We start from the raw sequence: 12,256 nt of genomic DNA on the forward strand, positions 1-12,256 counted from the left end.
CCAGTTTAAGGTGCCGATTTCAAATGCTTAGTACCAGATTAGGCTTTCCACCAGCGACGTGGCTCTACGTTCTCGGGCTTCATGTCTTTGGGGACCTGACGCGCGATGTCATAGATTTCCTGATAGGTGTCGATGCCACCGGCCCAACCGTTCAGACGTTCACGCCACTTCTCCCAAAGTTGCGGCTGGAACTCGGGCGAACACATTTCTTCGGCCATCTTGATCTGGTCGTCGGCCAGGAAGGCGTTGCGCACGTTGTTTTCAGCAAAGACGGTGCCGGGCAGCTGCGGATCCGACTGGCCCACAGTTTTGACCAGCGCGGCCTCGTTGGCGGCCTGAACATGGGTTTGCGCCCAGTATGCAGACTCCATCACTGCGTCTTGGAGGTGACCATCAAGGCTGTCGAAGACCGATGCGCTCATCGAAGTGTGCTCGGTGCCGCAGAAGAACTTCAGGTCAACCGACTGGCTGACCACCGGCGACATGTTGGCGTATGCCACGGCCGAGGCCCATGTTTCCGCGCCATCGATCAGACCTTGCTTCAGACCGTCCAGCGTTTCCTCCCAAGCAACGGGAACCGGGTTCAGGTTCAGCGCTTGCATCGCGATCCGGCCCAGCTGAGTGCCGGTCACGCGGTTCTTGGTGCCGAAAAGTTCTTCCAGCTTGGTGACGGTGGGCTTGTCTTCCCAACCCAGACCCAGCTGGATGCCGCGCAATTCGCAATGGCTGAACAGGAATTTCAACCCGTGACGCTTTTCAAGCGGCTCGCGAAGGATGCGCTGCGATTCTGGGCTATAAAGGAAGTGGTACTGCGACGCACGACCGGGGAACATATAGGCATAGTCCAGCACGTTCAGATAAGGCGCGCCACCGGCCGAGTTCTGGGTCGAAGCAGCATAGATATCGACGATGCCCTGCTGGGTTTTCTCGACACAGGATGTCTGACCACAAATCTGGTTGTTGCCGATAAACTCGACGCGAATCTCGCCATCGGTGCGGCTTTCCAGATCACGGGCGAATTCAAGTGCACCCGCGCGTTCGATCAGAAGGTTCTGCGCATTAAAGCCAGATGCGCCGAATTTCAGCGTATGCTTGGCTGTCTTTGAGAATCGTTTCTCGTAGGTCGATTCCGCTGCGCTTGCCAGATTGGCAAGGCTCATGGCCCCGCCAAAGCTGCCAGCAGCCAGCAGAGTCGAACTCATCCCGTATTGTCCGGCAACCCGGAACAAATCACGGCGAGAGATTTTACTTAGATTATTGGAAGTCTTCATTTGCATCCTCCCTGAAGCGTTATTGAGACTTGTGGTCTCATTAATACTGTATTAGTGAAGGGGTACGCAAGGAAATTCGCGTTTGACTAAAAAATAAGCAGCGGGAGGACTCACTAATGTCGCTGAAAAGAGCCGATTTTCTGATAGTTGGTGCAGGTTCTGCAGGATGTGTTCTGGCAAATCGACTCAGCGAAAATCCGGCGAATCGGGTGATTCTGTTGGAGGCCGGCGGACGCGATGTGAACCCGTGGATCCATGTTCCTGTCGGTTACTTTAAGACGCTGCACAACCCAAACACCGACTGGTGTTATAAGTCCGAACCGGATCCGGGTTTGAATGGTCGTTCACTTGATTGGCCGCGTGGAAAGACCTTGGGCGGGTCCAGTTCCATCAATGGCCTTTTGTATGTGCGTGGCCAGAAAGAGGACTATGACCGCTGGGCGCAGCGCGGCAACAAAGGGTGGAGCTATGACGACGTGCTGCCCTTGTTCAAGAAATCCGAATCCCATGAGAACGGCGAAGACGAATTTCACGGTGGCGATGGCGGGCTGTCCGTATCCCTGATCCGCGCCAAAAGCGAGATTGCCGAAGCGTTCATTGATGCAGCCGTTGAAATGGGTGTTCCGCGCAATGACGACTATAACGGGGCCGAACAAGAGGGCGCTGGGTATTTTCATCAGACCGCCCGTGGTGGCTTTCGCTGTTCCAGCGCGCGAGCCTTTTTGAATCCTGCGAAAAGCCGCTCGAACCTTGAGGTTATCACACACGCTCATACCGAAAAGCTGCTGTTTGATCCTAATGATCCGCGTCGCGTGATTGGTGTTCAGATCAATCGCAAAGGTGAGACGCAAGAGATTATGTTGAATCCCGGAGGCGAGGTGATCCTGTCCGCCGGTGCCATCGGATCGCCGCAAATCCTTGAGCTTTCAGGTATCGGACGCGGTGACGTGCTGCAAAAAGCTGGCGTCGAGCTGCGCCACGAGCTTCCCGGCGTCGGCGAATGCCTGCAAGACCACCTGCAAATCCGGTTGGTGTACGAGGTAAACTCCCAGACGTTGAACGACGCCATCAACCGGTTTGTACCGCGCATGGGGATTGGCCTGAACTATGTCCTGTTCCGCAAAGGCCCGATGAGCCTTGGCGCCAGCCAGGTCTGCGTCTTTGCGAAATCTATGGAGGGGCTCGAAACGCCCGATATCCAATTCCACTTCCAACCCTTAAGCGCGGACAAACCGGGGATCGAGATGCACCCGTTCTCGGGTATCACATCGTCGGTCTGTCAGCTGCGGCCTGAAAGCCGGGGACATATCCACATCTCGTCGCCCAATGCGGCGGATTATCCGAAGATCGTGCCGAATTATCTGTCGGCCACCGCCGATCAGCTTTGCGCCATTCGCGCCGTCAAGTTTGCGCGTGCCATGACGCAAACCAGCGCGCTAAGCCCTTATATCGTGCGTGAACACGTGCCGGACAACAATCCGCAGACGGATGAAGAGTTGCTGCAATGCGCACGCGATATCAGCCAGACGATCTATCACCCGACCAGCACCTGCCGGATGGGCCATGACGATCAGGCGGTGGTGGATGACCGCTTGCGGGTTCACGGCATTGCGGGGCTGCGGATTGCCGATGCCTCGATCATGCCGGACATCGTGTCGGGCAACACCAATGCGCCGACGATCATGATCGGTGAGAAAGCCAGCCAAATGATCCTCGAGGACCGTGCCGCGACGGTCTGAGAAATTTCCAACTGGACTTAACGCGCGTTCAGATTGGCCCTAACCCAACCCCCCAACGCTTACTAGCGTTGCCCAAACTTTGCTTGCTGCGAAAACAGGAGAAATGCCATGAAAATGACCACCGAAGAAGCCTTTGTAAAAGTGCTGCAAATGCACGGAATTGACCACGCATTCGGGATTATCGGATCGGCCATGATGCCGATTTCCGACCTGTTTCCGGCGGCGGGGATCAAGTTCTTTGACTGCGCGCATGAATGCAATGCGGGCATGATGGCCGACGGGTTCACCCGCGCGTCGGGCAATATGTCGATGATGGTCGCCCAGAACGGGCCGGGGATCACCAGCTTGGTGACACCGATCAAAACCGCTTACTGGAACCACACACCGCTTTTGGTCGTGACCCCGCAAGCTGCCAACAAGACCTTGGGGCAGGGCGGCTTCCAAGAGGTCGAGCAGATGGCCCTGCTGGAAGACATGGTTGCTTATCAGGAAGAGGTCCGCGACCCGTCCCGTATGGCCGAGGTTCTGAACCGCGTTATCCTGCAAGCCAAGCGCGCCAGCGCGCCCGCACAGATCAACATCCCGCGTGATTATTGGACGCAGGTGATCGACATTGACCTGCCGGCGGTTGTCGAGTTCGAACGCCCCTCGGGCGGAGAACAAGCCGTGGCCGAAGCCGCAGCGCTTCTGTCCAGCGCGAAATTCCCGGTCATTCTGAACGGCGCGGGCGTTGTTCTGGGCGATGCGATTGGCGATTCCATGGCACTGGCCGAGCGTTTGGACGCACCGGTTTGCGTTGGCTATCAACACAACGACGCCTTCCCCGGCTCGCACCCGCTGTTTGCTGGTCCCTTGGGCTATAACGGCTCGAAAGCAGGGATGGAGCTGATTTCCAAAGCGGATGTTGTGCTGGCACTTGGCACCCGTCTGAACCCGTTCTCGACCTTGCCGGGATACGGCATTGATTACTGGCCCAAAGACGCCAAGATCATTCAGGTCGACATCAACCCGGACCGGATCGGTTTGACGAAGCCGGTTTCGGTCGGGATCGTTGGTGACGCTAAGAAAGTGGCGCAAGGCATCCTGTCGCAACTGACGGATGGGGCAGGCGATGCAGGCCGCAAAGAGCGTAAGGAACTGATCGCGACCACCAAGTCCACATGGGCGCAGGCGCTGACCTCGATGGATCACGAAGACGACGATCCGGGCACCACCTGGAACGAACGTGCCCGTGGCCGCGAACCAGAAAAGATGAGCCCGCGCATGGCGTGGCGCGCCATTCAGGCGGCCCTTCCGAAAGAGGCCATCATCTCGTCCGACATTGGTAACAACTGTGCCATCGGCAATGCTTATCCGTCCTTCGAGGAAGGCCGCAAATATCTTGCGCCGGGCCTGTTTGGTCCCTGCGGATACGGCTTCCCGTCGATCTGCGGTGCCAAGGTGGCTTGCCCAGATACGCCGGTTGTCGGCTTCGCTGGGGATGGCGCATTCGGTATCTCGATGAACGAAATGGTGTCGGTGAACCGCGATGACTGGCCTGCAATCACCATGGTTATTTTCCGTAACTATCAATGGGGTGCGGAAAAGCGGAACACGACGCTTTGGTTCGACGACAACTTTGTCGGAACCGAGCTGTCGACCGAAGTCAGCTATGCTGGCATCGCCCGCGCCTGTGGCGTGGAAGGTGTTGCAGTGACGACCATGGAGGAACTGACAGACGAATTGAACAAAGCTGTCAATCGTCAGATGAAGGAAGGCAAGACCACCTTTATCGAGGTTCTGTTGAATCAGGAATTGGGCGAACCGTTCCGCCGCGATGCGATGAAGAAACCGGTCTCGGTTGCGGGTATTGATGCCAGCGATATGCGGTCCAACCGCGCATCGTAAATTCCTCCGGTTCGGGGCACGGAAACGGTGCCCCGGCCTGACTGACGCTCTGTCTTTCTGGCCTCCCCGGAAAGCAGAGCGTCCCCTTTTTCAAGGTAAGAACATGTCGACAAGCCTGTCCTCAAAATTGCGTCCGTCAGCGCTTATGGAATTCTTTCAACGAAACAGTCACGGCATTTTGGTGTCGGTGGTGATTGCGGTAGCAGCCCAGTTCCTGTCGGAGCATTACGGCGCGCCAGCGATGCTGATGGCGCTTTTGTTGGGGATCGCGTTTCACTTCTTGTCAGAAGAAGACAGCGCAGGCTGCAAGGCAGGGATCGAGTTTACAGCGAAGACCGTGTTGCGTTTCGGCGTTGCCCTTTTGGGCGCGCGGATCAGCATCGAGCTGATGATGGGGCTGGGTCCCGCATTGATCTTGATCGTTGTGGCTGCGGTGATCTTGACGACTCTTTTTGGCTTGTTGGGTGCAAGGCTTTTGAAGCGTGGATGGCGGTTTGGTCTGCTGACCGGCGCGTCGGTCGCCATTTGCGGTGCTTCGGCGGCGATGGCTGTCGCGGCGGTGCTGCCCAAGAACGAACATTCCGAACGCAACCTGATCTTCACGGTGCTAAGCGTTACTGTGTTGTCCACCATCGCCATGGTGATCTATCCGATCCTGACCGAGCTGTTCGAATTCAATGATGAGGTGTCGGGCGTGTTCCTTGGGGGCACCATTCACGACGTGGCGCAGGTTGTGGGGGCGGGGTTCTCGGTCTCGGAGCAGACGGGCGAAGTTGCGACGATGGTCAAACTGATCCGCGTTGCGATGCTGGCACCAGTGGTTCTTGTGATCTCGGTTCTGGTGCGCCGCTATGCGGAAGACGGCCAGTCGGACGGGAAACGCCCGCCGATCCTGCCGACATTCGTGATTGGCTTTCTGATTTTGGCCGCGCTGAACTCGTTCGGATTGATCCCGCAGGTTGCCGTGGACACGATGTCCAGCCTTAGCCGGTGGGCATTGCTGGTGTCGATCGCTGCGGTGGGCATGAAAACGTCACTGAAACGCATCCTCGAGGTGGGCGGCGACGCTATTGCCCTGATCGTTGCGGAAACCGTCTTTATCGCGCTGTTCGTGCTGATCGGTGTCTTCGCCTTCGGGCATTAAGACGTCGCTGGCCTGCGGCACTAAAGCAACGGCAACCCGTGCTGCATGTGATCCAGCAGCTTGCGAACCAGCCCGTGTGGCGGTGAATTCGGGGGCCAGAGTGCGAAGAGAACTGGTTGGCTCATCTGCCATTCGGGCAGCAGTTTGACCAACCGACCCGCTTGGATATCCTCGCGCACGGCGAATTCCAGTATCGGTGCCACTCCGGCACCGGCGCGGGCAAACTGCACATGCGCGGTCGAGCTATCGACCGAGATCTGATCTTCGCCATGCACAACCGTTTTGCCCATGGTTGTGTGCGTCATCTCGGTTTCGTCCTGGATGGCGGCAAGGCGGATGAACTTCCAGCTTTCCAAATCGGTGGGCGTCTTGGGCCGTCCATGTCGCGCGACATAATCAGGGCTTGCCACCAAACACCTTGGTACCTCTGCGAGTTTGCGCGCTTTCAGCGTGCTGTCCTTCATTGGGCCAATGCGAAACGCCAGGTCCAGCCCGTCTCGAACCAGATTGCTGCGCATGTCTGAGAAGCTGACCTTCAGTGCAATGCCCGGATAGTGATCCGCAAATGACGCGAGTTGGCGGATCACAACCGGCTGGTTTAACGGCTCGGGCATTGCCAAACGAATGACGCCCACAGGTTCGCTCGACACGTCCGAGAACGCATCCAACCCTTCTTCGGCCGCGCCAATCATGCGCTGCGCCGCGCCGCGAAACGACCCGGTTTCAGCCACTTTGGCACAGATCACCATCGCACGGATCTGATCAATCATATTGTTCGTAATACAGAACAGTGAAGTTGAATAGTTCGTGTTTTCGATACCAACCCAAGACAATATGTTCGCGCCCAATACCGGAGGCACCCATGAAATCCCAAGCCATCGTTAAAACGGAAAAGGCCGACCGCTATGCACAACAGCTGTGCAAGCATTTGGCCACAAGATTCCCACCAGTTACCAGGCTGGCGCGGTCTGGGTCGAGCTGCCGATGGGCCGCGCCGATCTGGCAGCCAGCGTTGATACGCTGACCATGACCGCCAATGCTGACACGCCCGAAGCGCTGGCGAAGGCGCAGCAGGTGATGCAAAGCCATCTGGAACGCTTTTCGTTCCGCGAAGATCTTGAAATCACTTGGCAGCACGTCTCCGATGCTGCCGCTTGATCCCTGAATACAAGAAATAAACGAGGAATACCCATGGCAGAAGCACTGGAAAATGTACGCCGGATTTATATGGAAGGGATCGCAGGGGGCAACGCCCGCGAGGCCGTAACCAAATATACCGGGCATCGCTATACGCAACACTCGACCGGGGTCGGCGATGGGGTCGAGGGCTTTCTGGCCTTCTTCGAGCCCTTCGTGGAACGCAACCCCAAGCGCGATATCGAGATCAAACGCATTTTTCAGGACGGGCGGTGGGTGTTTTGCAGCGCCTATCAAAGCCTGAATGACGGCGCGGCCCAGTGGGTCACGATGGACATGTTCTATACCGACGCAGACGGGCTGATCTTGGAGCACTGGGACACCATCGCGCCCTATATGGCAGACACGGTTTCAGGCGAGGATATGGTCGGTGGCACCCGCGAGGTTGATGCCACCGCCGACACGGACGCCAGCAAATCCGTTGTGCTGGAATACACCAAGCAGGTTCTGCAAGAACGCCAGTTCGGCAGGATCTCGGACTTCGTTTCCGAAGACCTGATTCAGCATTCACCGCAAATCGCCGCAGGCCGTGCGGGGCTTTACGACTGGGTCCGCTCGGACGTGGCGGGGGATTATGAGATGCTGTTCAACCTGTTTGGTGACGGCGATTTTGTCGTGACCTATGGCAAGCGCCATGCGCAGGGCAAAGACATCGCCATCTTCTATCTGTACCGCGTTGCGGGCGGTAAGATCGTCGAACATTGGAGCAACGCAGAAGAGATTTCCCCGCGCGAGGCGTGGGGCAATACCGGCAAGTTCTGACGTCTAGATTGTTCGCCGGAAACCGACCTTAGTCGGCGCGATAAAGTCCCGGGACCAACCCTTCGACCAAATCCTGCAAGGTTTCGGCACGGGTTCCCGGCGGCTGCATCGGCCCGTAATAGACGTCATACGATCCGCCCAGCTTGGCCAGCAGCTCAGACACATAGCGAAGCGAGCCAACCTCGCGCCCGATATATTCGTTGTTGCCGCTAAGGATGCGGGCGAATTTTCGGGTGCGATAGTAATGGCGCGAGTTTCGAAGGTCGGCGGATGCCGGCACTATTGGAGCGTTCGTTACCCCAGACACCCGTGTGATGCCGGTGCGCCACGGGGGTTCGAATAACAGCCCGTTTGACTGGTCCGCCACGCGCCCCGATCCAAAGACCAAAAGCGCGCCGCCTTGTTCCAGATGCGCCTGCATTTCCTCGCGGGTTTGTCGCGCGCCCAGCACTTTGTCGGATCGGTCAAGGTTTACGGCCACAATGCGGTCGGTGCCCAGAAAGCGCTCTGCCTCGCGGTTGGCGACAACCTTCAGGTCGGGCCGATGATCCAGCAACGCCCCCGCGTGCGAGATGAAATCGAACGTGCCGACGGGATGCGTTGCGCCGATGATCACCGGGCCTTGGGCGGGGATGTTTTCGATCCCATGAGCGGTGATCTGTGTGCCGCCCTTCATGGCCAGAAGCGCCTTCACAAGATCGGGGCCGGTGCGCCCGTCGAGTTCGCGCAGCACCTGTTCTGTTTCGCGCAGGGCAAAGAAGGCTTGCCCGGTTATCGCGCGGCTGAACAGATCGACCGTGCTCATTAAAAGGCGCAGCGCCTTCAGTCGAAAATGCGCGCTGTCTGTCAGTCGAAGACGCGCGCGCAGCAGCTCGTCCATTGGGTTTTTTGTGGTGTGTGCGGGCAAGATCAGCTCGGTGTTTGGGTTTTGAATGCCAAGACTGCAACCGGCGGTGCCCGCGGTCAATTCGTTTATTGCTTGCCCAACGCGCGGCACGCGGTCAAAACTTGACCCGTCGCCTGTCGGCGGCGGGGTGGTCAGAAATGGGGGGTGCATCATGACGACACCAGCACAGGCTGGCATTGACGAGGTGATGCTAAACTTCTCGCCCACCAGTTTGCAGATCCTGAACGCCGTGCTTGCGATCGTCATGTTCTCGATCGCGATTGACCTGAAGACGAGTGATTTCAAACGGTTGATCCGGTCTCCTAAACCGTTGCTGACCGGGTTGGTGTCGCAGTTCATTGTGTTGCCAGCGCTGACATTTTGTCTGGTTCTTGCCACCGCGCCGCGCCCGTCGATTGCTTTGGGCTTGATGCTGGTGGCGGCTTGTCCGGGGGGCAATATCTCGAACTTTATCACCCATAGGGCTGGTGGGAATGCAGCGCTTTCAGTGTCGATGACCGCTTTTGCAACGATCTTTGCGATCCTTCTGACACCACTGAACATCGCGTTTTGGGGCAGCCTTTACGAGCCGACACGGGAAATTTTGCAGAGAACCTCGATTGATCCGGTGTCGGTGGCGATCACGGTGGGCGTCATGTTGGTGTTGCCCCTGTGTCTGGGCGTGACGCTGAACGCCAAACGTCCCGACATCACCCGCCGTCTGCGCACGTCACTTCAATATCTGTCGATGGGGATCTTCATAGCGTTCGTGGTGCTGGCGCTGGCTGCAAACTGGGCGCTGTTTCTGGAGTATGCGCAGGCCGTGGCAAGCTTGGTCATTGCCCACAACGCGCTGGCGCTGGCGGCTGGGTTCTGCATCGCCACTTTGGCAGGGCTATCCGCCTTTGACCGCCGCGCCATCATGATCGAGACCGGCATCCAAAACTCGGGCCTTGGTTTGATCCTGATCTTTGGGTTCTTCAGCGGGCTGGGCGGAATGGCTGTGGTCGCGGCCTTCTGGGGGATTTGGCACGCGGTGACGGGATTGGCGCTGGCTGGGGTGTTGGCCCGCGCAGGCGCGATCCGGCCGTCTTATCCCTAGGCCCGACCGAAAAAACAGAACAAGTTTCCTATTGTGGCGCATTGTCTAACCGTCTGTACGAAAAATTTCCCTGAATAAAGGGAAACCGAGAACCATTCTTTTTATGGTTGCGCTAGCCTGAGAGTGTCCGGAAACGGATCTCTAACTAAAGGAGGGAATTATGTCCCACAAGATCGTCGTCGGCTATGACGGTAGCGACAGCTCCAAAGCGGCGCTTACTTTTGCAACGTCTTTGGCACAGGCTTTGGGTGGCAGTATTGTTGTCGCCCACGTGCTGGAATGGTCGCCATATTCGTTTTTGACTCCGACCGAATTGGAAGAGCGTCACAAACGTCGCGGTGAAGAACTTGAGCGCGCTGAGGCCGCTATCCTTGCCCCTGCTGTTGAAAGCCTGAAAAACAGCGGGCTGCAAATCGACACCGCATTGAAGTACGGTAATATTGCCACGACCCTTGGTAAGATCGCCGATGAGAGCGGCGCAGATCAGATCGTAATCGGCCGCAATGGCGAACCCGGTCTTTCGTCACGGGTGTTTGGATCCGTTGCCATCAGCTTGGCGCAGGCCGCGCCCGTGCCTGTAACCATTGTGCCTTAAGCGAACAGGAATTCTCATGATCCCTCAGATTAAAACGGCAGCGCTGGCTGCCCCGGCCATGTTGGCGGCGACTGCGCCAGCCATGGCCCAATCCCTTGACCAAACCATCAACGAAGGCTTCGCGAATGCGACCGGATGGTTCGTCAGCTTCATCTTCAGCCCATTTCCGGGAACCACCTTTCCTTGGATCGTGATGTGGCTGGTGATTGCCGCGACCATTTTCACGCTTTACTTTGGCTTCATCCAGTTCCGGGCTTTTCCGCACTCGATCTCGCTGGTTAAAGGCGACTATTCCGACCCCAACGACGCGGGCGAGGTCAGTCACTTCCAAGCGCTTGCCACGGCCCTTTCGGGCACTGTGGGCCTTGGTAACATCGCCGGTGTGGCGGTGGCCGTGGGTATCGGCGGACCTGGCGCAACCTTCTGGATGATCCTTGCGGGTCTGATGGGCATGGCGTCGAAATTTACCGAATGTACGCTGGGCGTGAAATACCGCAATGAGTACGAGGACGGCACCGTGTCCGGTGGTCCGATGTATTACATGACCAAAGGCTTTGCCGAGCGTGGCTTGCCTGCAGGCGGGATCATGGCGGTCCTATTTTCGGTCTTCTGTATCCTTGGTGCTTTTGGTGGCGGGAACATGTTCCAAGCCAACCAAGCCCATGCGCAGATCGCCAACGTGGTCGGCGACTATCCGGGTTGGATTACGGGCGTGATCTTCGCGGCCATCGTGTTCGCCGTGATTGTCGGGGGTCTGAAATCCATCGCCAAAGTGACCGAGAAAGTCGTCCCCTTCATGGGCGTGCTTTATGTGCTGACTGCTCTGGTCATCCTGATCATGAACGCAAACATGATTGGCTGGGCGTTTGGCGAAATCTTCTCGGGTGCGTTTACCGGAGCCGGTGTTGCCGGTGGTATGGTCGGCGCGCTGATCCAAGGTTTCAAACGGGCTGCGTTCTCGAACGAAGCTGGTGTTGGTTCGGCGGCGATTGCCCACTCGGCGGTTCGCACCAAAGAGCCGATCACCGAAGGGTTTGTATCGCTTCTTGAGCCGTTCATCGACACCGTCGTGATCTGTACCATGACCGCGCTTGTGATCATCATCACCGGTCAGTTGATCAGCGATCCGAACACCGGCATGTATCTGCTGGACGAAGGCGCATCGACCATTCAGACGGTTGATGGCAATAAAGGCGTCGCGCTGACTTCGGCTGCGTTCTCGTCCGCCATTCCGTTCTTCAAGTATATCTTGGCGGTTGCGGTGATCCTGTTTGCCTTCTCGACCATGATCAGCTGGTCTTACTATGGCCTGAAAGCCTGGACCTTCCTATTCGGTGAAGGCCACGCGAAAGAGCTGGCCTTCAAGATCATCTTCTGCATCTTCGTGGTGATCGGCGCTTCGGCCAATCTGGGCCCTGTCATCGACTTCTCGGATGCAGCGATCTTTGCGATGGCCGTGGTTAACATCGTGGCGCTTTACTTCCTGATGCCCGTCGTGAAGGGCGAATTGGACAGCTATCTGTCCCGTCTGAAGTCGGGCGAGATCAAGAAGTACCACTAACAGCGGCCTTTCCCGCTTTGCTGAAAGAATGATTGGGCCGCTGAACACCTCAGCGGCCCAATTCTTTCGGCGGCTTACAGGCGCAATTGAAACAAGATGCTGACTTCGATCG

11 protein-coding genes are annotated in these 12,256 nt (G+C 57.4%); 8 read left to right on the top strand and 3 right to left on the bottom strand.

Annotated elements, in window-relative coordinates:
* Nucleotides 1-38: 38 nt before the first annotated feature.
* Nucleotides 39-1,271, bottom strand: a complete 1,233-nt coding sequence (locus ACXAH3_RS14795; protein WP_474862870.1) for a TRAP transporter substrate-binding protein — start codon at nt 1,269-1,271, stop codon at nt 39-41.
* A gap of 116 nt (nt 1,272-1,387) precedes the next feature.
* Between ACXAH3_RS14795 and ACXAH3_RS14800 the strand changes: the two genes are divergently transcribed.
* The 3 genes from ACXAH3_RS14800 to ACXAH3_RS14810 all read left to right on the top strand — a co-directional run bounded on the left by ACXAH3_RS14800 (nt 1,388) and on the right by ACXAH3_RS14810 (nt 6,041).
* A complete protein-coding gene (locus ACXAH3_RS14800) occupies nt 1,388-3,010 on the top strand; it encodes a GMC family oxidoreductase (RefSeq protein ID WP_474862871.1) in 1,623 nt (540 codons plus the stop codon).
* A gap of 108 nt (nt 3,011-3,118) precedes the next feature.
* Nucleotides 3,119-4,897 carry a sulfoacetaldehyde acetyltransferase gene (gene xsc, locus ACXAH3_RS14805; protein WP_474862872.1) on the top strand — a complete coding sequence of 593 codons (1,779 nt, stop codon included), beginning with the start codon at nt 3,119-3,121 and terminating at the stop codon, nt 4,895-4,897.
* A gap of 145 nt (nt 4,898-5,042) precedes the next feature.
* Nucleotides 5,043-6,041, top strand: a complete 999-nt coding sequence (locus ACXAH3_RS14810; RefSeq protein ID WP_474862907.1) for a YeiH family protein — start codon at nt 5,043-5,045, stop codon at nt 6,039-6,041.
* A gap of 20 nt (nt 6,042-6,061) precedes the next feature.
* Here the strand turns inward: ACXAH3_RS14810 and ACXAH3_RS14815 are convergent, their stop codons facing one another.
* Entirely contained in the window at nt 6,062-6,811 is a 750-nt protein-coding gene (locus tag ACXAH3_RS14815; RefSeq protein WP_474862873.1) for a substrate binding domain-containing protein, read from the bottom strand.
* Between the two features lie 148 nt (nt 6,812-6,959).
* On the opposite strand from ACXAH3_RS14815, the gene ACXAH3_RS14820 reads away from it, so the two are divergent.
* Nucleotides 6,960-7,199, top strand: a complete 240-nt coding sequence (locus ACXAH3_RS14820; protein ID WP_474862874.1) for a DUF2218 domain-containing protein — start codon at nt 6,960-6,962, stop codon at nt 7,197-7,199.
* A 33-nt stretch (nt 7,200-7,232) separates the two neighbouring features.
* Nucleotides 7,233-8,000, top strand: a complete 768-nt coding sequence (locus ACXAH3_RS14825) for a nuclear transport factor 2 family protein (protein WP_474862875.1) — start codon at nt 7,233-7,235, stop codon at nt 7,998-8,000.
* A gap of 28 nt (nt 8,001-8,028) precedes the next feature.
* Here ACXAH3_RS14825 and ACXAH3_RS14830 read toward each other — a convergent pair whose 3' ends face one another.
* Complete coding sequence (locus ACXAH3_RS14830) at nt 8,029-9,060, bottom strand: 1-acyl-sn-glycerol-3-phosphate acyltransferase (protein WP_474862876.1); 1,032 nt, start codon at nt 9,058-9,060, stop codon at nt 8,029-8,031.
* Between ACXAH3_RS14830 and ACXAH3_RS14835 the strand changes: the two genes are divergently transcribed.
* The 3 genes from ACXAH3_RS14835 (at nt 9,059) to ACXAH3_RS14845 (ending at nt 12,144) form a co-directional block, all read left to right on the top strand.
* Nucleotides 9,059-9,988, top strand: coding sequence for a bile acid:sodium symporter family protein (locus ACXAH3_RS14835; RefSeq protein ID WP_474862877.1), 930 nt, complete (start codon nt 9,059-9,061; stop codon nt 9,986-9,988). The two genes, ACXAH3_RS14830 and ACXAH3_RS14835, sit on opposite strands and share 2 nt — an antisense overlap.
* A 160-nt stretch (nt 9,989-10,148) precedes the next feature.
* Complete coding sequence (locus ACXAH3_RS14840) at nt 10,149-10,583, top strand: universal stress protein (RefSeq protein WP_474862878.1); 435 nt, start codon at nt 10,149-10,151, stop codon at nt 10,581-10,583.
* Between the two features lie 16 nt (nt 10,584-10,599).
* The gene (locus ACXAH3_RS14845) at nt 10,600-12,144 is read left to right on the top strand and encodes an alanine/glycine:cation symporter family protein (protein WP_474862879.1); all 1,545 of its coding nucleotides are present in this window, start codon (nt 10,600-10,602) and stop codon (nt 12,142-12,144) included.
* Nucleotides 12,145-12,256 lie beyond the last annotated feature (112 nt).

This window comes from Aliiroseovarius sp. ABM4_368, from assembly GCF_056161205.1.